General features: G+C 64.7%; 15 protein-coding genes and 1 pseudogene. 4 read left to right on the forward strand and 12 right to left on the reverse strand.

Annotated elements, in window-relative coordinates; all coding sequences use genetic code 11:
* Window positions 1-5: 5 nt before the first annotated feature.
* The 7 genes from P3H15_RS28290 to P3H15_RS28320 form a co-directional block, all read right to left on the reverse strand.
* Window positions 6-1,919, reverse strand: coding sequence for an ATP-binding protein (locus P3H15_RS28290; RefSeq protein WP_276140274.1), 1,914 nt, complete (start codon window positions 1,917-1,919; stop codon window positions 6-8).
* Window positions 1,916-3,226 carry a DUF4255 domain-containing protein gene (locus P3H15_RS28295; protein ID WP_276140275.1) on the reverse strand — a complete coding sequence of 437 codons (1,311 nt, stop codon included), beginning with the start codon at window positions 3,224-3,226 and terminating at the stop codon, window positions 1,916-1,918. The genes P3H15_RS28290 and P3H15_RS28295 overlap by 4 nt, the downstream gene beginning before the upstream one ends.
* Window positions 3,223-3,816, reverse strand: a complete 594-nt coding sequence (locus P3H15_RS28300) for a hypothetical protein (protein ID WP_276140276.1) — start codon at window positions 3,814-3,816, stop codon at window positions 3,223-3,225. Before P3H15_RS28300 ends, P3H15_RS28295 begins: the two co-directional genes overlap by 4 nt.
* A 104-nt stretch (window positions 3,817-3,920) precedes the next feature.
* The gene (locus P3H15_RS28305; RefSeq protein ID WP_276140277.1) at window positions 3,921-4,619 is read right to left on the reverse strand and encodes a hypothetical protein; all 699 of its coding nucleotides are present in this window, start codon (window positions 4,617-4,619) and stop codon (window positions 3,921-3,923) included.
* Between the two features lie 14 nt (window positions 4,620-4,633).
* Window positions 4,634-5,158 (reverse strand): phage tail protein, encoded by a 525-nt coding sequence (locus tag P3H15_RS28310; protein WP_276140278.1) that lies wholly within the window; start codon window positions 5,156-5,158, stop codon window positions 4,634-4,636.
* Between the two features lie 9 nt (window positions 5,159-5,167).
* Window positions 5,168-6,733, reverse strand: coding sequence for a phage tail sheath C-terminal domain-containing protein (locus P3H15_RS28315; RefSeq protein WP_276140279.1), 1,566 nt, complete (start codon window positions 6,731-6,733; stop codon window positions 5,168-5,170).
* Window positions 6,734-6,768: 35 nt separating this feature from the next.
* Entirely contained in the window at window positions 6,769-7,161 is a 393-nt protein-coding gene (locus P3H15_RS28320; protein WP_276140280.1) for a hypothetical protein, read from the reverse strand.
* Between the two features lie 99 nt (window positions 7,162-7,260).
* Here P3H15_RS28320 and P3H15_RS28325 point away from each other — a divergent pair, with 99 nt between their 5' ends.
* Entirely contained in the window at window positions 7,261-7,422 is a 162-nt protein-coding gene (locus P3H15_RS28325; protein ID WP_276140281.1) for a hypothetical protein, read from the forward strand.
* A gap of 200 nt (window positions 7,423-7,622) precedes the next feature.
* Here P3H15_RS28325 and P3H15_RS28330 read toward each other — a convergent pair whose 3' ends face one another.
* Window positions 7,623-8,375, reverse strand: a complete 753-nt coding sequence (locus P3H15_RS28330) for a BTAD domain-containing putative transcriptional regulator (protein WP_276140282.1) — start codon at window positions 8,373-8,375, stop codon at window positions 7,623-7,625.
* Window positions 8,376-9,406: 1,031 nt separating this feature from the next.
* Between P3H15_RS28330 and P3H15_RS28335 the strand changes: the two are divergent.
* Window positions 9,407-9,547 (forward strand): annotated as a pseudogene (locus tag P3H15_RS28335) (ATP-binding protein); the annotation flags it as partial.
* Window positions 9,548-9,942: 395 nt separating this feature from the next.
* Here the strand turns inward: P3H15_RS28335 and P3H15_RS28340 are convergent.
* The 4 genes from P3H15_RS28340 to P3H15_RS28355 all read right to left on the reverse strand — a co-directional run bounded on the left by P3H15_RS28340 (window position 9,943) and on the right by P3H15_RS28355 (window position 16,810).
* Window positions 9,943-10,551: a hypothetical protein gene (locus tag P3H15_RS28340; RefSeq protein ID WP_276140294.1), complete on the reverse strand. Its 609-nt coding sequence runs from the start codon at window positions 10,549-10,551 to the stop codon at window positions 9,943-9,945.
* A gap of 94 nt (window positions 10,552-10,645) precedes the next feature.
* Complete coding sequence (locus P3H15_RS28345) at window positions 10,646-11,302, reverse strand: DUF4157 domain-containing protein (RefSeq protein WP_276140283.1); 657 nt, start codon at window positions 11,300-11,302, stop codon at window positions 10,646-10,648.
* Window positions 11,303-12,035: 733 nt separating this feature from the next.
* Window positions 12,036-16,343, reverse strand: a complete 4,308-nt coding sequence (locus tag P3H15_RS28350; RefSeq protein WP_276140284.1) for a hypothetical protein — start codon at window positions 16,341-16,343, stop codon at window positions 12,036-12,038.
* Window positions 16,343-16,810: a hypothetical protein gene (locus P3H15_RS28355; protein WP_276140285.1), complete on the reverse strand. Its 468-nt coding sequence runs from the start codon at window positions 16,808-16,810 to the stop codon at window positions 16,343-16,345. The genes P3H15_RS28350 and P3H15_RS28355 overlap by 1 nt, the downstream gene beginning before the upstream one ends.
* Window positions 16,811-18,091: 1,281 nt before the next feature.
* Between P3H15_RS28355 and P3H15_RS28360 the strand changes: the two genes are divergently transcribed.
* Both P3H15_RS28360 and P3H15_RS28365 read left to right on the forward strand, forming a co-directional pair.
* On the forward strand, window positions 18,092-19,072 hold the full coding sequence (locus P3H15_RS28360) for a hypothetical protein (protein WP_276140286.1): 981 nt from the start codon (window positions 18,092-18,094) through the stop codon (window positions 19,070-19,072).
* A 305-nt stretch (window positions 19,073-19,377) separates the two neighbouring features.
* Window positions 19,378-20,184: a TniQ family protein gene (locus tag P3H15_RS28365; protein WP_276140287.1), complete on the forward strand. Its 807-nt coding sequence runs from the start codon at window positions 19,378-19,380 to the stop codon at window positions 20,182-20,184.
* Window positions 20,185-20,197: the final 13 nt, after the last annotated feature.

Genomic DNA, 20,197 nt, shown 5'->3' on the forward strand with positions numbered 1-20,197 from the left:
CCGCCTCACTGCCATCCCTGCACCTCCGTGGGCGACATCGGTCGTTCACGCTTGCCAGCCTCGGTGCGTGCGGCCCGGAGTAGATGACGCATTGTCACTGGCACCTTTTCCGCCGCAGCCAGGAAGGCCGCGTTGAGCGCGATGTTGCGGATGACCCCGCCCGGCGCGTTCAACCGGGCGAGGCTGGCGTAATCGATCCCGTCCAGGGGTGTCTCGGCGGGGAAGATCCGGCGCCAGATCGCCTCGCGCTGCCGGAGGCCGGGGAACGGAAATTCGACGATGAAGCGGAGACGACGCCGGAAGGCCGGATCCATCGCCGCTTTTTGGTTGGTGGTCAGGATCGCGAGCCCGCGGTAAACCTCCATGCGCTGCAGCAGGTAGCTGACTTCGATGTTGGCGTAACGATCATGACTGTCCTTGACCTCGCTGCGTTTACCGAACAGCGCGTCCGCCTCGTCGAACAGGAGCACCGAGCCGCTTTCCTCTGCGGCGTCGAACACCCGTCGGAGGTTCTTCTCGGTCTCGCCGATGTACTTGCTGACCACGGCGGAAAGGTCAATGCGGTAGAGGTCGAGCTCGAGGTCACCCGCCAACAACTCCGCCGCCATGGTCTTGCCGGTGCCGCTCTCACCGGCGAACAGCACGCTGATCCCGAGGCCTCGGGAGCTTTTCCGCGCGAAACCCCACGCGTCGTACACCTCGAGACGCTGCCGGACATGCACGGTGATCTGCCGAAGCGCGTCGAGTTGGGGTTCGTCCAGCACCAGGTCGTCCCAGGTCGCCACCGGTTCGATCCGTTGAGCCAACGCGGCCAATCGGCTAGGGGTTCTGTCCCGGCAGGCTTGCCACAGGGATGAAACGGCGCCGCGGTCATCGGGTGCGCTCCAACCGGACGCGACCCGGGCGATGGTTCGCGCACTGAAGCGGAATTGGGCGGCCACGCCGTCAAGCTCTTCGTCGAGCGCTGTCGCTTCTGGTCCGAGCGCGGCTTCCCATAAACTCTTCTGCGACTCCTGGGCAGGGCGCCGGACCGCATATCGCAGCACTGGGCGGCGCAGTTCGAGCGGCCGTTCACCGGCGAGGAACATCAGTCCGGCCACGCGTTCAGCGAATCGGGCCAGACCCCCTGAACCGCCGTCCGCCCGGATGAGCAGCGCGCTGCGGGTCAATGCGGCCTCGCGTTCCCACAGCGCGGCGAGCGTCGCGCATTCGGCGGGGTCGCCGGGCACGTCGTCGGCGTGCAGCAGATGGAGGTTGAGTCCGAGTCGAGCGGCTGCCCGTGCGGCGACGTCCTCCTGCCCGTCGGGGTCGTCGCCGTACAACTGAATGACCGGCAGTGGCGAGTCGTGCCATTCCAATGCGGCGACCACCGCGCTGACGATTGTGTCGTGCGTATCGGCGATGATCGCCGGCTCCGATATCCGGGTTAGGATCGGTTCCAGGGCAGGGTCGAGGAACGTCAACCCGACCAGGAAATGCAGCACTCGCTCGTCGATCCAGATCCGGGCACCGGTCAGCCCGGTCTGCTCCTGGAGGTGGATGAGCCGCCAGCGGCGCAGCGGTCGAACAGGTGCCAGCGCACTCCACACCGGGTCCGGCAGTGTGGCCAACGCCAAACCGAACGTCACCGACGCGGAGCCCGGCCGCCCCGTTGCCGCGCCGCACAGCTGGGCCAGCTCGGTGTCGAGTTCCGCGCCAGCGGCGAGCAACAGGACGTCGCGTTCGAATGCGGACAAGGTGAAGACCTCGGTGAGCCGGTCGATCGCCGCCAAGGCGGGCATCGCCGCACGTGCGGCCGCCACATTCGCCGTCGCCGCAACCTCGTCGCCGTCGCCCAGGAGCGCTTCCAGCCGGCCCAGTTCGGCCGCCATCAGGCGATGATTCGCCTCAATCCAGTCTTGTTCGATCGCGGTCGTCATGAGATCTGGATGCGAGCGTCGAGGAAAGTGGGCGGGATGGTGATGCGGTCGACCACGGGGCTTTCGATGCCGTCGATGCGCAGGCGCACCAGGTGATTGCCCAGCGGGGCGTTCGGCACGACGAAGTCGAGCGACGCCGTCTGCACCGACGTGCCGTGCGCCGCAACCTCAGCCGACCCGAGCGCGAGTGAAACAGTCTGGCCGGCACGGTAATCCGGTGTGAATTCGATGGTGAAGGTCGCGGTGCCAGACCCATCTACGGCGGTGTTCATCGGCAGATTCGTGATGTGGGGCGCCACCACGAGTGCCATGTGGTTAGTCGAGCGCGGCACCGGCTCACCGGGCCGGATCACATCCGCGACCATCTGGTAGATGGTCGCCGGGAAGTCGGATGCCCGCGCAGTGGGGATGACGAACTGGATGAGCCCTGGATCGTTGCCGACGGTGGCCGCAAGCACCTCATCGATTCCGAACCGGTCGGAGATTAGGCGCACTTGGCGGTTCGTGCCGTCGAGGTGGTGGCCCTTGAGGTCGATGGTATCGCCGAGCCGTGCGACGGGCTGTTTTCCGGCAGGTTCGACCGTCTCGATCGTCGGCAGCGGTGGGACGAGGTCCGGCCGCACGACGATTCCGCGTTCGCGTCCGCCGACCGGACCGACCGGACCGCGGCTGAGCACCGGCAGGGGTGACACGCCCGTTTTCGTGGACTCGATGAGCACGACCGAGACCGTGTAGGCGGTGGTCGGGCGGTAGTGCGCCTGAATCGCCGTCCACAGCTTGCTGAGCTCCTCGGTGTCCAGCGGCGCGGATGTGATTCGCAATTGCTCGATCTGGTCTGCCAGCCCAGTGGCGTTCAGCGCGCGAAGCGTGGCGGGCAGGGTGGTGCCGACATCCGGCGCCGGACTCAATGCGGTGCGAATGGCCTCACGGGTCAGCACCGGATTCTCGTGCAGCAGTTGCATCCCGTAACCGAGCAGGATCTCGGAGTGCAGATCCGCGGCTGTGAAGGCGGTCAGAAGGTAGTGCAGATCGAGGGCGAGCGGTGGGTCGCTGAGTCGTACGCGCCCGGACGAGTCGCGCGCAGGCAGTCGTTCGTTGCGCCAACCCAGATTGGGCGTGACCTTGTGGAGGAACAGGTTGAGCTGGCTCGCCTCGCTGCCATTCGACGGGACGACCCGGTCGGGAGGCATGACGCTCACCGTCACCGCGGTGCCGATCGCGCCGGCGACGTTGTGGTTGATCAGCCCGTCGTTGAGGAGGTCACGTAGCACGGCGGTGACGCCAGCCAGGGCAAGGGCGCTGCTCATCCCGATCGGTCCCGGCGCTGCTGGAGGTATTCGTCGAGTGAGCGAGCGCTGCGCGCGGGTCGCACGGTCCGCTGCGACGGCCGCGACTCAGACACCGCGGTCAATTCGATCCGCCCGATGTGTACGTGCACCTCGGTTGCGGGTTCGGGTGTCTCGGCGCCAACCGGGTCGTGGAATCCGCCTCGCGCCAGGGGCGAGGCGGATTGTGGGGTGCGCAATGGCCCCGGCAGCTGTCCGGTGGGCACGAGACGCGTCCGGGGTCCGACGGTCGGCGGAGTGACGGAATCAATGCTCGGCGGCGGAGCGAGTTGCGCCGGGGGGCCCGCCTCGATGTGTGGTTCCGCGGTCAGTTGCTCTATCTCCTGGGTGGCCGTCACCCCGGTGTGCAACGCCCCCGGGTCGCGGCGCAGCGCCGGGGCGAGCGGCGATTCGGGGTACGGGTACTCCGCCGCCGGCGCGACGATCTCCGATGACGCCGTTGGTGGATCTGGAATCGACGCGCCCAACGACTCAGGCGCAGCTGGGAAGCGGGTGGCTGGGCGGGCCGGAGGCACGGCCGGTTCGGCGTCGGGTGACGTCAGCTCAGCCAATTCAACGACCTCTGACCCCGTAAGCCACCGGATCGGCGCAAGTGAACGAACCCGCTGCGTATTGTCGCCCAGGGTGCGTTCGGCCAACCGGCGCAGCAGCCCGGTCATGCCATGACCCGCTGCAGGTAAGCCGCTCTGCGGCGGTCAGAAAGGTCGAGGATCATGCCTTCGGTCCAGCCGTAGGCCTGCGCAAGCAAATGCACCTCATCGAGCAGCGCACGAGCTCGGTGCTGCACCTCGTCCCACAGCAGCGCCGGTACGTCGAGCGGCTCGGACCACCGCCGTTCGCACGCATCGCAATGCACCGCGAGCGACAGGTCCGACCACGGGTCTGCGCTCTCGAGCGCGGACTCGACCTCAGAAAGCAACGCGTCGAGGTCGAGGTCCTCGGGTTTGTCGATCGCGCACAACGTCAGCAGCTGACGGGTCGCAGTCTCCGCATCCAACTCGCCCGCGATGCACGCGAGGTCGCGATTGCAGGGCGGCCGAAATCGGAGTCCCTGGACTTCTACCAACTCCCGCGGCTTCTGGCACGCGTCGAGCAGCGTGGTCGTGTCCAGCTCGAGCTCCAGGGGTGCCGAGCACTGCGGGCAGTCAATCCGCGCGCGTAGTCGCCCGCCGAAGGTCGCCGCCCGCACCTCGAGCAACGCCGCGTTGCGCGCACCGAGCGGTTCGCCAGCAATAGCCACCGGGTCGGCACTGGGCGCAGACAGTGTGCGCAGGAGCTGCGCCCGGTCAACCGGATGGCGGTTCCATCCGTGCTCCCAGGCGATGAGCAAATCGTGAGCCGACAGCGACTTCATGGGGTTACCTGCTCTCAGGCCGGTTCAGTGAGGCGCGGCTCGTCCGGCTCGATGACCGCTGAGTCGCGCTCCCAGCCCTCGTTCTCGAGCTTGATCGTCTGGATCGCAACGGCGTTGGCGTTGGCATCGAGGTCGGGCAGCGCCTGGTAGTCCGAAACCCAGCAGCGGTAGATCTTGTAGGCCAGCGCGAGTTGGCCCGCTTCGTTGTAGACCTCGAGAATGAGGTCCTTACGGAAGTCCTCCAGTGACACCTCGGCGCCGAGTCCGGAACCGAAATTCCAGACCTTGTTGGCCCACTGCTCAAACGCGACGTCATGGGTGACGCCACGCTCCAGCGTGATGGCCTCGAATTTGGTGCGGCCGGGCGATTTGCGAGACGTCGAGGGATCGCCGCCCTCGCGGTGCTCGACCAGCTCGGTGCTGCGCTTGAGCGCGCCCACCTTCGAGATGCCTGCGACGTAGCGCCCGTCCCACTTCACGCGGAACTTGAAGTTCTTATAGGGGTCGAAGCGTTGCGCATTGACGCTGAACTGTGCCATTGCTGGGTCCTAAACCTCGGCTTGACCGGCGATTTGCTGGATCTTGATGACGACGAATTCGGCCGGTTTGAGCGGCGCGAATCCGACCACGATGTTGACAATGCCCAGGTCGATATCGTTCTGGGTGGTGGTTTCCTTGTCGCACTTGACGAAGTAGGCGGCGGCGGGGGTGGTGCCCTGGAAAGCCCCCTGCCGGAACAGACTCTGCATGAAGGCGCCGACATTGAGTCGGATCTGCGCCCACAGCGGTTCGTCGTTGGGTTCGAAGACGACCCATTGCGTCCCGCTGAACAGGCTTTCCTCGATGTACAGCGCCAACCGGCGCACCGGCAGATACTTCCACTCCGAGGCGAGTTGGTCGGCTCCCGCCAGCGTCCGGGCCCCCCACACCAGGTTTCCGGTGACCGGAAACGTGCGCAGGCAGTTCATCCCGAGCGGGTTGAGCTGCCCGTTCTGGCCGTCGGTCATGGTGAAGGTGAAGGCCTGCGCTCCGGAGAAGGAGGCTTCCAGCCCAGCTGGTGCCTTCCAGACGCCCCGCTGCACATCAGTGCGCGCGATAACGCCGGCGACGGCTCCACCCGGCGCGAAGTCGGCCGGCCGGTTCTCACTGAGTGGGTCGGGCATGGTCAGCCGAGGGAAGTAGATCGCGGCATTGCTCGAAGTGTTGGTGCCGACCATCGTGCGCAGCCCGTTCACTCCTGAAGCCGCATCTGCGATGGCAGTCGTGGGGTTGGCCGTCCACTCGGCGGGCGCATCGATCAGCAGTACCGCGCGACGTTCCTGGCAGTAACCCGCGGCCGTGGCCCACGTGCTGTTATTTACGTCGACCTGGCGCTCGGGTGGCGGAATGACCAGCAGGTTGAACAGCTCGGCCGCCTCCAACGCAAAGATTCCAGTCCGGGCGGCGCGCGCACCGGCCAACTCTGTGTCGGTGATGGCACCACCGTCATCAGTCACGGTCCCGACCGCGACCACCGGTGCCGGGGTGTCGGTCGGGCTCTCGGCCGGGGGTGCGGACTGTCGCACACGGACAAGGGCCGACGCCGACCCGACCACCCGGTTGACGAAACGCGGGTTCAGCGGATCGACCGAGACATTCCGGTGGGCTTCGGTGACGACGGCGTTCGTGCCGGTGGCATCCATCTCCGCCACGGTCAGGTTGAACAGCAGCGGGTCGGCCGTATTAGCCGTCAGATGGTCGACGGTGGCCTGCAGCGACGCACCCCAGGCGCCGGGACTTCGAGCCTCGAGTATCAAATCGGAGCTGGCTGTAGACAGCGTGACGGTGGGGGTGCTGGCCGCGGCGTCGCCGTTGAAGACCCGCACGATCAGCGCGTCGCTGCCGCCGTGGCGGAAGAACTGGTCGACGGCGTAACCCATCGTGCTTTCCTGCCACAGCGCGCCGAACACGCGGGTGTACTCGGCGAAGCTCTGTACACGCGTGGCGCGGTTCACCTCACCCCGCCGTGCACGGCCGATGAAGGCAGTAATCGACGTCGCCACGCCGGTGATGGTGTGCACGCCGCTGGGGACCTCTTGTATGTAGACCCCGGGATAGGTCCGTGGTGCAGTCATGGTGTGTGTTCCTCTTCAGCGGGGCGATTGACGATTCAGGGAGTCGCATCGCGGGCGACGAAGATCGCGACGTCAGCACTCTTGGTTGCGCTCGCGTTCGTGAACTTGAGCTGGTTCGGGTTGAGCCCGAACAGGGCAACACTCCCGCCGGCATAGACCTGGGGTGCGCTCAGTGTGACCGGATCCGAGTCAGTGCTCCCGTCCGACGCCTTGAAGCTCACGTCGTCCCCGTAAAAGCTCGACTTGATGACCACCACCTTGACCGAGGTGCCTTCGCCCGGTATCAGGTCCACCACCTTGTCGGTGTCCCCGGCCGCGATCGTCACCTCCAGCGATTCGATCGCCTCGGCAGACTCCGCAGGGGTTGACACGGACATCGCCACCCGGCCGTCCACTTGCACGTTCACCACCCAGCTGATGTTGGGCATCTGTTCCTCCCGTCGTTCTGTGGGTCGCGCTGATCTGATGGCCGCCGAGGAGGCTCTTGGAGCAGCGGGGCCGGTGGTCAGCTAGGGATCCTTTATCCGTTGACTACTGGCCTCGTTCCCGGCACTGCTGACGACCTCGTCTACCCACGCCTGCAGAGCGACCGTGAGGGAGGACCGACCGGTGAATCGTTGTCGACGCTGCGAGAGCGGATCCACCAGTTCTCCTCCCATCACGTCTCCCTCGACGATGAGGCGCAGTAGCAATACGAATTGCCTCTTCGTTGATAGCCTGTCCGTCGGGTCGCCCTCAGTCATGGACCCTCGTTGTCTCGATTTGGTTAGGTCAGTTGTAAACGAGGCCGCTGAGCCAACGGTGAGACTTTCCCGTCGAGCGATGAGCCGTCGTTGAGTTCTCGCTCAGGTTTGGCTGAGGTCTGTCCGAGATGTCCGCGCCGCTAGATTCAGACGCGTCCGGGATCGCTGCGAATGAGGTGGAAGAGCTGCTCGGTGGCTGGTTCGGGAACGGCGTCGAATTCGTCCATGAGGATCAATCGGCACAGATTGTATTGCCGCAGTGCCTGCGCCCGGCACCCCATGCGGACGTGCGTACGCATGACCATGCGATGCGCGTCCTCCCGGCATGGGTCAACCGACAACAACCGCAGCGCGCTGTCCAGCGCCTGGTCGTAGTTGGCGAGTTCGAAATGTGCATCGGCAAGACGCGCCAGCGTTGTGAGGCAAGCGACACGGAACCTTTCTCGCTCCAATAGCTCAGCGATACTCGAACCGGCCGCGAGATCGCCTCCGTAGAGCGCGACCGCCCGGTCGTAGGCCTCGATCGCCTCCGCCGTCGAGCCTTGCGAAAGCAGTCGGTGCCCGGCGCTCAGCGCCGATTCGAATTCGAGCACATCCACCGAAACGCCGCCGTGCAGGTTCAGCGTGTAGTGACTTTGGGTGTGTACGACCGGTGGCTGCCCGGCCAACCCATCCGCGAGCTGCGCCTTGAGGGAATGCATCAACGTGTTCAGGCACTGGGTGGCCATCGGGACCGGGGTGTCGGGCCAGACGAGGTCGACGAGCGTCGCGCGATGGACTCCGACCCGCGGATGCACTGCCAGACAGCTGAGTAGTCGCTCGGCTTTGCCTCCAGACCGCAGGGCGACGGGCTGCCCCATTTTCAAGATCTCGAATGGCCCGAGCAGACGGATGAACACGCCGGCCGACGACGTGTGGGACACCTGAGTCCGCCAAGGTGGCTGTGACCCATTGCTGTCCGGACGTCGCGCCCTTGAGCTTTCACCCGTCGGCGATGATGACCGCCGCTCCGCCTGCTGGTTCCGACCAATCATGTCTGAGATGGCCACACCAAGCACCCCCGCTAGTGTTGGATGCCCATCAGCATTCCGTAGTGATCAACGATGCGCGAGCGGTACTGGCACAGACCCATTCCGGGTTGTACACCGTCTTACCGTAGGGTCGCACGTGCCATGCGGTCACCGGATTGCGCAGAGACCGGAGCATCATCAGCACACACTGGACGGAATTAGCTTATTTTGATCCGCTTTGCTTCTTTTGCTAAATACTTTTATAAATTCCGGACGCTGAGACACTTTCAGTTTCTTATTACCAAAGATTTTATTCCCCATGACGTCGATGCTGATAGCCTACGGATGCCAAGAAATGGGGATCGAACTCCCGACAGTCAAATAGGAGGTGGAAATATGGGCGATGACGCCAGCTCCTTTTGAAACTGCTGACCTCAGGTCCCATCATTATGTTAAGGTTCCGCGGACTTCACCCTTACCCGATAAGTCTGCGCATGTCAGACGCGGCAGTCAAGACCGTTCTGTATTTTTTCGGGCGATACATGATTTCGCAAACAAAATAGCTGAAGCAAAACGAACCAAGGTTCCCTTTCTATTCGTTATCTCGTACCTTCGGCGTCAGGGTAAACCTCCTGATGGTTTGAAGTCGGTTCCATCCCTGTCCGGTCGACATGAGGTCAGTTTCTGGAGGCGCGATCCCTCCCATCGCCTGGATCGGAATCTGCGTGCCGCCCGCGGCGCCGGGAGCGAGCACGGGGCGTTCCTGCATGGTGACATCGGGTTAGTACCCATCCTGACCCACTCTCGACCATGCCTGCGTCTGCCCATTTCTAGGCTTTCGTTCTGCTAAAGGCTGGCCTCTTCAGTCGATTCGGATCGAAACCTGGAACGCCCTCGGCTACCTTCGTTACGACCGGAGCTTGCTTTCAGATCTGGTCTCGCGGCGGTCGCCGGAGGCCGGCAACTGGGTCCTGGTTCTAGGCCCGGTCGGAGTCGGAAAGACACATCTGGCGACCGCCCTCGGGCACGTGGCGATCCGGCGCCGCATGACGGTGCGCTGCGCCCGCGCCGACGAGCTGTTCGCACGCCTGCGCACCGCCCGGCCTGGACAACTCGGTCGAGGGAAGACGGACCTTTCACGCGTGCAGCCCCGCCGGCAACGGCGACAGTGTCTTCGTGCCGATCGCGCCACCGCCGTGGGCACCGACGAGGAGTCACGCAACGATGTCGTAAACCACGTCCAGGGACTTGACCGCCGACGAGGCAACGTCCACCAAGTAGCGGGTGCCCGGGCCGGTCCTCACTGTGTCTGTGTGGGGCACGGCGATGCGTCCCGCCAACGAACCAGGCGCGATGCTGCGACGATTAGTTCAAGTAGGCTTCCGTCGTTTGGGGAGTCTAGAAATAGATCGTTACTCGGTGCTGATCCGCTGCCCACCGTGATCCACGTTGTCACTCATGCAAGGCTGTCGGCTTCGCGCCAGATGTCATCCCAGTCAGCGATGATCTGGCCGATAGTTACCAGGGTCATGCCCAGCGCGATCAGGTCCCCGATGGGAAGTGGTCCGTCGACTGCTGCAAGCCCCGCGGCCAAGGCGCCCCGAACGGCAAATCGTGTGACCACGACCTTCCAGAAATGTTTCCACAATGCCCGGCCAGCCACTCCAGCGACGACCCCGGCAGTGCCTGCGGCAACCACCAGTCCGCGGTTTGCAGCTCCGGCACGGAGCCGCTCGCGCGCCTCGGTACGGCGAGGCTGCGCTACGGGCACAACGACCGGCTCCCCTGACACCGTTACGCTATACGCAAGCAGTCCCGCCGTGCACCAGGCCGTCTTCAGTTCGGCGGTCACCCCTGGCAGAACGATGTGCAAGACCGGTGGAGTGTAGGCGCTCGACGGCATCGGAATTACCTCTGAGATACCAAGCGACGCCCGCCATGCTTGCTGTTGCGGATCTCCTGCGTTGCCTTGATTGATGTATCTGAGTTCCTGTTCCTCTCCATCGATTAGACAGGGAAGTGCGGCGGGCTTGATCTCAGCAACCTCGAGAACTCCGGCAGGCATACGCCGAGCGAGGTCCGGAAACCCCATTCCTGACTTGCCGCCGATAATCTGCGGGTCAATAATCTTGCTCTCGCCGCCGCAAATCGCGTCCGACCTAAGGGGGGGCCGCGGAGGCGCCAGGAATTGCCACAGAGCTCGCCCCTTGCACTGTCGCGCGGAAATGCGAAGCAAGAATTCTGTGAACTACTCGGCCCGCCAGCAAGGACGTAGCACCTGGCTCCCTGAGCAGATCCTCGCAGCCGGAAGTCTGGCGCTGTACAAGCCTTAAGCCGGAAGACTGCTGCAGAACATGCGCCAGTTCATGTGCGAGCAAGCGTCGGCCTCCTTCGCTTCCCCGGTGATACTTTGCCGGATCAACGACGACATGGGAGCCGACCGTGTAAGCGAGCGCGCCCACCTGCCGCGCCGATTGTCCAGCCCGAGAATCGTCGTGGATGCGAACATCCGCGAAGTCCCGTTCGAAGCGCGGCTCAAAATAGCTGCGAGTAGTATGGTCCAGCGGCCGACCAGGAGAGTGAAGCACCTCATGCACGATCGGCGGCGCTTCGCCGACTTGCGTCGCCGCCCCGATCGGCTTTGTCTGAATCTTCTTATCCTCGTCGTCTTCCTTGCAGGCGGCGCACTTTCGGCTGACCTTCCGCGGGGTATTGAGCATGGAAAGTGTGGGGTCCGACATTCGCATGATTTGGTCGGCGACGGCATCCGCCCCATGCTCCAGCGACTCGTCAGCTCGCCCAACAGCAAGCTTCATCTGTAATACGCCTGAAGCCGGGGGGTGGGCGGCAAGGTCCTTCTTGCGTTCCTCATCGCGTCACCTCTGCTGCTTTTGCTGTTCTTTGGCGTACCGGACTTCACTTACCTGCGGGGTCAGGCGGCTGATCGCTCGGCGTGGTCGTGCCCCAACTTCCGATCAAGATCAATTGGCGAGGCCATCGCCAGGGATGTCTGCCGTAGACCTGGACAGGACTGGTTGGTTTGTAGTTTGAATCGTCCTCTGCCACCCGCCCGATGTCACCCATGGTTAGAACGGCTAACCATGAGCCGAATGGTGGATGCTGGAGACCGGGGGAGAACACCTGAGTGCCACACTCGCAGTTTCCGCGGATGCGTTTGGCGTGCTGGTGGCAGTCCGGGGTTCTCGGGCCACTTCGCGGCGATCGGGTACCCCCGCCGTAACGCACGCACGGCACCGGCCACGCGTCTGGATCGCGGCGTTCGCAATCACCTTCGAAGGCCGTATCACCCCGAACGGTAACTAACCGACGCCGAGGTCGGATCCACCGTTAATCGGACACTCCCCCGGAACCCGTTCTACGGCGCCCCGGGCTGGGCCGCGAGCGCACGACTTGGCGGGCACGGAGCTGCGGTTGGGCATTTGGTAGGGCAGTACGATCGCTAAGCCCGAATGCACCGATTTGCTGATCCAGTCGGGGTGAGTTTCGGTGTGCAGCAAAGGGCGGTATATCGGGTGTCAGGATCTACTTTCAGGGTGGCCAGCGGGCGGAGATGTCCCGGATTGCCGCCGCGATGGTCTGAGCGGTCCCTGGCCCGCCGGCATCGAGGATCGCCTGCAGCGCGGTGGTAGTGGCCTGTAGGAGTTCCTGCCTGGTCGTCGCTTGGTCGAGTTGGTGCCTGACGAGCCGTAGTCTCAGCGTCGGCGTGAGCACATTGGTGGTTAGTAGCTCAGTTGCTAACTCGTCGCTGCGTGGCGGCTTGTTGGCTTGCCAGTCAGAGACCGCGTCGTCAAGCGTGCGTTGGGCGCGGGCGCGCTGCCGGGGCGGCGCGGTGCGCAGATATGTCGCGATGGCGACGGCCCGGGTGCCGGGATCAGTCGCTGCGGCGAGCGCGTCGAGGATCGTATCGTCGGGTCGATATTCGGCGAAGGTGGCGGTCGCAGCCGGGGGGAAGCCGTCTGGCCAGATGGTGTCGGCCCGCGCCAGTGCCTCTTCGATCGAAGTCAGCTCAGCAAGTCGGAGCAGTATCGCGGTGATGGCCCGTTGCCAGTGTCGTCCGGTGGTGAAATCCTGCGCCAAGTTGAGGTCCTTGAGGATCTCGGGCTGTCCGGTGGCGGCCATGTCAGCTATCCAACGCCGGATGCCTCCGAGTTCGATCTCGCGTTGTTCTTCTGGGGGGTAGCTGGAAGCTTCGGGGCCCAACTCTACTGCGACGACTTTCTGGTCTGGTTGACGGCTTAACCCGTAGAGGTGATCGTCGGTTAACGAGCATTCCATCGTGATGGTGGTGGTGTTCCCATCGCTGGTTTCATCACTATCCGAGTCCTCGCTGAGTGAGAGCGTCGCTGCGTCGTCTGAAGGGCCCGAGTCGCTGGGGATATGGTGCGATGATGCCATGTCACGCTGCGCCGCAACGTCGGCGAGCGTTGCTTCGCGTGACATTATCCCCTCGATGCTTTCGACGACTGCGCGGCGCTCGGGGTCGCTCAAAATGAGGTGGTAGTCGTTGAGTATCCGGTGGCATTGCGTTATGTCGAGGAACGGGGCCACGGCCCGTAGAGCGTCGGGCTGTAGCTCATCGGGGGTGTCGTAGACCGCGTCGCATGCCTTGTCAACGAGCCGCTGGCGGCGCGCCGGGATGCGGTCGCGCTGTAGGAGTTCTACCAGCGCCTTGGTCATTCGGCCGAGGAGCGGCGAAACGCTATATGGCGTCTCGATTCCGATCTCGTTGTAGAAGAAGACCGTCATCAAGATGTCCGCCGGCTCGATCTGCTCTGCCGATTCGAGTACGCGATGGAATAGTGGTTCCCAATCGGATTCGGCGGTGTCTTCGAGCACCGCCAGCCCCAGTTCGGTTCGCTCGCCTGGTATGTCGACCTCATCCCACAGCGCGTGCAGCTCGTCGCGGATGGCGGCGCGGCGCGGACCGGACACGACCGGTCGCAGCGCGGCTAGGGCGCGTCCCCGGTTGTATTCCCGTTTATATGGGTCGTTTTCGGTGTCGATGAGGTCTTCGGCGAGTTGGACTGCGGCGGCACGGTGGTCGCCGTCCAATGCCTGTGCGAGACGGGCGAGCAGCAGCGTCCGATCAATGCTGTCCGGCTGCTGCTCGCCCACGGCGAGCAGACCCCCTCGAATCCGCACGGCTTCGACGGCGACCGGACTCGCCTGCTCAACGGGCAGGTTGATGGCCACGTTCAGTAGAGCCTGGGCTCGGGTGAGGTCGGCGGGGATCGTCCGGGCCTGTTGCAGGGCGATGTGCAGCAGCCGGTCATGATGCGCGCCTGCGGCGAAATCGCTGGCGGCCGCAATCAACGCGTTGACCCAGTCCAGCGGGTCGGCGCTGGGTAGCGCGGACTCAATCTCTTCGAGGAATGTGTCGGCGTCCTCCGGGACGGACAGGGCGATGATTGGGGCAAGCGCCCTGGCGAGGTCGCACGGATGGGCGATGGCTGGTGCAGTTTCGTGTACGGCGGCGAGGATCGCGGCTTGTGTGTCAGGGTCGTGGGCGACCGCGAGCAGCGCGCCGAGTCTATACATTCGACTCAATGGGTCCACTATCTCCTGGCACGCCGCGAGAGCATCGGCAATCACGCGGTGGTGTACGGCGGACTCGGCGGCATAGGGCGCCAGAGTCGTCAGGCTTGCGGCGCGGAAAGCTGGATCGCTTTCCCCGTACGCGAGGGGCAGCGCGGCGGCGAGCACGTCGGCGTGATCTTCGGCCGGCAACACGGCCAGGGCCGTTGTGTACGGGGTCAGCCCGTAGGGGGTCAGCTCATCGGCGCGCTCCAACGAGTCGCGCAGCACTGCGGCCGCGGAATCGGCGATCTTGAACTGTGAGCGTAGTTCTTTCACCAAGGCGGCAAGACGTGTCACTCGTCGACCGGGGTCGGTGTCCTGGGCGATGACGGTATGGACGGACGCCAACGCCCGCTCAATGGCATCGTTCCTCGGCACGGCGGCCAGGAACGCGCCGAGGTTGTCAAGCATGCCGCCCTCTTTCTCGGCACGCTCCAACAGCGCGCCCAGCTCGGCCCACAGCATCGGCTGGGCCACTTCTGCGGGCATCCGTTCAGACAGGGCTAGCAGGGCGTCCGCTCGGTCGTCTGTCGGCTGCACCGTCAATGCGATGCGCAACGCCTCGTCGAGCAATTCGTCACGCAGAACGTCAATCAGGGCGGTGAGTGCTCTGCCCCTCCCGCCTGCGCGTGGGTCACGGTCAAGCATCGCGAGGGCCTGGGCATCCGTCAGTACACCGGCCTGCACGAGTAAGCGCAAAGTGCGGGGATGGATGCTGCGTCGGAATCCTGTGAATGTGTGGGCGTAGAGCGCCAACGCGATCTCATCGCCAAGCAGGCGTGCGGGGCAAGCAGCTGTCGCGTCGGCCTTGTTGGCGGCCCCGACGGCGGAAGCGACCGTCGTCACGTCGGCGCGGATTAGGCCTGCGGTCGGATCTAGCTGCAGTTGCGCGGCGTACCAGTCGTGGCTGCGGATCAATTCCAGCGCGCCAATCAAGTCGCCTGAGCCGGCTAGGTGCATGACAAGGTGGCGGGATGCGTAGCCGTCGAACACTGTCCAGGTGGAGGGATCGGCGAATACGCCGGCTACCTTGGCGTGGACTTCTGTCAGGTACACCTCGTCCTGGTCGACGAGGAAGTCGTGGAAGGAGCGGTGCACGAACCGCCAGCGCTCGTGCCCCAGTTCGCCCGATGCGACGATGAACCGGCGCCAGGCGCGCAGCACGCGGCGACGGATGTCGGGCATTGGCACCTGCAGGAGGTAGGCAAGCCAATCGGCGGTGACGGGCTCGCCGGCTGCGGCGAGTAGCTCCATGGCCGGGCGGTAGAGGCGTTCCCACTGCTCGGGGCCGTCCCGTTCGGCCACCGCAGCCATCCGCCGCCACATCGCGGCGTAGTAGCCGGACAGTCCTCGCGGCAACGCGGCTAGGTCGGCGGCATTAACACCTCGGGACCCGTCGGCGATGTCGGCCAATAAGAAGCTGGCGAACATGAAGCTGCCCTGGCTCGCGTCGAAGACGCGCGTGATGAACACCTCGGCCGGCATCGGCGGGGCCGCTGCGGCGAGCCGGTCCGCGATCTCGGCGCGTACTGCCCTGGCGGTGAGGAATTCGCGCAGATCAGCCAGGTCGTCCGGCGAGTCGCTGGTGATGACAAAGTCTGCGACGGCGGTATCCGGGCTGGTGCGCAGTGGCACGACCCCGGGCCGTTGGGTGACGAGCACGAATACTCCCGCCGGAAGTGCTGGCGGCAAGAGCAGGACGTTGCCCGCGGGGCCAGGGTCGGCGGCCTCGTCCAGCGCGTCTACGACTATCCAGAGCGGACCACCGACGGCGGCGTCGACGGCCTGAGTCAGGATATGGCTGAAGAACGATGAGTCCTCGAAACCGACTGGCAGCCGGTCGTATGGAAGGGCGAATCGCAGGATGAGGACGGCGCATAGGTGGCCGAGACACTGCGCGGTGGTGGTCAGCCCCCGCCCGGCGTCCACGAAGAAGGCTTCGGCGGAGAATCGGCGTGCAGCCTCCGCGGCGAAGGCGGTCTTGCCCAGCCCAGCATCGGCCGTCACCCGTATGTAGCCGCAGGTGTGGCCGTCCTGGAACGCGGCGACTTCGGCGAATAGCTCGCGCCGGCCAACGAATCCGTCCACCAAAGCAAGTTCGCGGGAGAAGTCCTTGACGGCATAGCGCAGATCGGTGAGTTCGGCGTGCGCGACGCCCTGGTACAGGGTGACATTGAGATCATGGATGTTGACGTCGCGGCCGGCCGAGAGCTCACTGAACGCAAGAAGCGGTGCGGCGAGCGGGACGCGGTCGACCACTATCGAGGGTCGCTCGGCGAGCTACCTCCGTCGACTCTGATGTCTTCAACGGTGATGCCACCGGGGGCCTGCACCCGATCCATATCGACGGCGGTTGCTTGGCCGCGGACATCGATGCGGGCGAAGCGCATGAACCCCGCAGCAACGTCGTCGAGGTCAATCCCGACCGCACGGGCCGCTGCGACAGAGGCCTGATGGTTGCGCGCCTCGTCGACGACTCGCTGGGCCGAGTCGAGTACCACCGTGTCATCGGCAACACCGGCGTCGCGGAGGTCCTCGCGCAAAGAATCGCGTTTGGCCTCCGATTCAGGCTTACGCTCGACCGGCTCCACGTCCACTTTGTGGCGCTCAAGAACCAACCGCTTCAACGCCTGGTAAGCGTCACGGACGGTCGCCTGCGCCTGCTCCTGCAGCCCTGCCGCCGCGCCAGCGACCACCGCGGCAACAATCAATGAGACGGGGTCCACGATTCGACGCTCCTCCCGCGATCAACGAGCTCGACCATGTACATCCTGCTTCCTTCAGAGCCTGTTCGTATAGGTAGTCGGCTACTCGCCTGCACATGGTGGGATGAGCCCGGCAGAGTGGGGTGACCACTTGCGTGGGGCACTGGTGCGAGCTGACGGGCGGGGTCTGCTGGACGCCGATCTCAGGCTACGGCGAGGTGATGCGCCGCGATCGTGATCCGATTGCCCCTCGGGATCGGTGATCGTTGCTTTCCCGTCGATGACTGACTCCGGAATGATGTCGCGGTGCTCGAGTTCGGCAAGGACTTCGTCTCTGCCGTCGACACCGAGAGTGACTGTCGATCGGCCTGCTCCTCGGCGTCGAGTTGGACCGTCACTCCGGATCTCCTCTGCCCCGACCACGCAGAAAGCCGCGGGATCCCGCGGCCGCCACAATCGCGCTCCGACCAGCAGTAATACTCAAGGACCGGCGAAACAATGACACAGTCGACGGTTCGCGTGATGGGCCACCGATAGGGCAGTGGTTGCGGGCATTTTTCAGGCGGTACAAATCCTGCAAAACGTGGTCGGCGTGGAGGTGGTAGTCGTCCCGTCGGCTGGGGTCCGGGGGTGCAAACACGCCCTTTCCGTTTACGGCCTCGGGGCGGGGCGGTAGCTCCCTGCCTCCGAGCACGCTGCTGGAAAGTCAGGTAGTCGACTACGCGTTGAGCTACGGCTCGTCACTGGCAGTGTTTATCTCAGCGCGAGATTTCGGGTTTGGGAGTTCCGATGCGATCCACGAGTAGCGATGGGACAGGAGCCGTGAGGGTAGCTTCGCGGGCTGTCGGTGCCGCAGTGCTTGCATTTTCGGTGGCAGTTCTCGTTGCCTGTCGTGAGGACACGGAGATCCCGCCCCAGTCGGTTCCGGAGGTTACTTCGTCGCCGCCGGTCCCGGAGGTTACTTCGTCGCCGCCGCCGGTCCCGGAGGTTACTTCGTCGCCGCCGCCGGTCCCGGAGGTCGCTTCGTCGCCGCAGCAGGCGACGTTGGACTCTGAGGATCACGAAGATTCCTTCCCTACCTTGGAGGTGCGGCCAACCCGCCAACCGGGTTCTAGGCCGGTGGATCCTGGAGACGGGTTTGGGGTGCCGTCCGTACCGACGGTGCCGGACGTACCGACGGTGCCGGACGTACCGACAGAGCCGACCAACGACACAATGCTGCCACCCCTGCCGCCGGAGGACGAGGGCACCACGACGAGTGCGCCGCCAGCCGCTCCCAGCGGCTCGTAGTCAAATCGTCCGATGAGTGACGAGTCGGCAGCGCCGTCGCCGGCGGTGCTTCATAGGTGGATTGGTGTGATCGGGGCTGTTGTGGCGCCGACCACGATCATTACGGCGCTGTGTTACTACTTCGGGTACGTCTATACCCGCAAGAAGCTCGCCTTTTTCGGTGTCGATTGTGATGCCCTCGGGCTCAGCTCCAGTGATTATGTGTTGGGGAGTGTCGGCGTTCTGTATGCCCCGCTCCTGCTTCTTCTGGTCGGGTGGTTCGCGGCAGTCTGGGGTGGGGACTATGCGCGCAGCTATATCAAGTCCGGGCAGCGGCCGGGCCTCGTCCGCATCGTCGGCCGAACCGGGCTTGCGCTCGGGGCCACGCTCATCGGCACCGGGATCGCTGGGGTCGTGGTTCCTTGGCTCACACCCGATATCGCCGTGGTTTCCTGGGTTTTTTCGCCCGCCGTGCTCGGATTGGGTGGCATTCTGACGATCGCTGGATACTGGGTGCTGACCGCCTCGTCGACCGAGCCTGCATCACCCAAGCCGCCACCGACCGCCCGGGCTCAGGTGAGCCAAATTCTGGCGATCGCAGTTGTTCTCCTGGCGCTCTTCGCCGTGATGAACTCCTTCGCCTCCCGGCTCGGCAACAGCGATGCGGAGACCCTGGCGCACGATCTGTGGGCGAAGGAGTCGGTCGTGTCGGTGGTGACTGATGAACGCTTGGATGTGCCGAGAAACTTGATCGCGGAGACGCTCGTTGAGGCCCAGCCGGGGGAGCCTCCGGCGTTCCGCTACGAGTGTTTCCGGGCTCTCGTGGCGCGAAGGGACCTCTGGGTTCTTGTTCCGGCACGGTGGTCACGCGACAACGGGTACGCCGTGATCGTTCCCGCTGATTCGTCAGTCGTTAGCCTGTCACGATCGCGTACGTTCCGAGAGATCGCCGAGGCGAACTCCGACCCGTTGAAGGTGCCCTGGGAGTGTCCAGAACGCGCACCGACCTCGTAAACCGGTTCGTCGGACCAGCGAGGACTGTTGGGGGAATTCCGCACTTCTGGAATATCGTCACTCCACTAGCATTTTGGATCTCGCGCAATGGCAAGCAACGGGTGGTGCGCCCCCCACAGATACGCGTTGGCAATCGAACTCGGTCGACCCCTCCTGGAGGACGAGGTGGCGTTGCACGAAGTGTGTGACAACCCGATCTGTGTGCGCGCCTCGACAGCCTCGGGGCGACCACGTTCTACCGCGACGTGGCCCGCCTCCTGCCGCCCCGACACGAGCAACCTCCCCCGGAAACGCAGAACTCGTCGGTGCCACCGAACCCGTTCTCTCACAAGCCGAAACGCACGCCGGTGCTGCCGCGGTCGGCCGCCCCGGTCAACGGGGAGACCCTCGTCTCCTACCTGACTCGCCTCGCCGACGCCAACCACCTCACCCTCGCCGAGGTCCTCGCCGTCCTGCCCCCGTGGTTCTCGACGAAGACCAAAAACCACGACGACCGCGCCCGCCACCACATGCTCGTCCCCGCAACCGGCGCGGCGCTGCTCGCGCTCGCCCACCTCACCGGCAAACCTCCCGCCGACCTCGCCCACGCACTGCCTGCCTTCGGCGACCCCGACATCCAAGGCCCGCTCCGGGCCACCATTGCCTGCCGACGATGCACCATCCGCCGCGGCATCCGCGGACCTGTCCCCGTCCACCTGCCCGTCCACCACAATGTCTGCACACGCCACGGGATCTGGATCGGCGACGCCGACAGCCCCCAGCTCGATCTGTCCGCCTCCCCCGAGATCATCACAGCCCAACGCCGCACTAACCAGCTACTGCGCCATCACACACCCCAGCAAGTGACACTCGCCTACGCGAGCGCGGTCAAAGCCGTCCCGCCCTGGCCGGCCTCGACGACCGCCCTTGATCACCACTGGCGATACCGGCTGCTCCGGCTACAGACCCGCAACCACTATCTCGGCATCCAAACCGATCACGACAGCTTCACCCACGCAGCGATCTACCCCGACACCGTCGAGCTAGCCACACAGATCCTCAGACCCGCCAACCAGCACACGCCGAGAAGAAAACGAACGAACCATGAGAAGCAGACGCCGAACAAACGATGAGAACCGACCACAA

It is taken from the genome of Rhodococcus sp. T2V, assembly GCF_029269925.1.
Classification (GTDB): domain Bacteria; phylum Actinomycetota; class Actinomycetes; order Mycobacteriales; family Mycobacteriaceae; genus Rhodococcus_F; species Rhodococcus_F koreensis.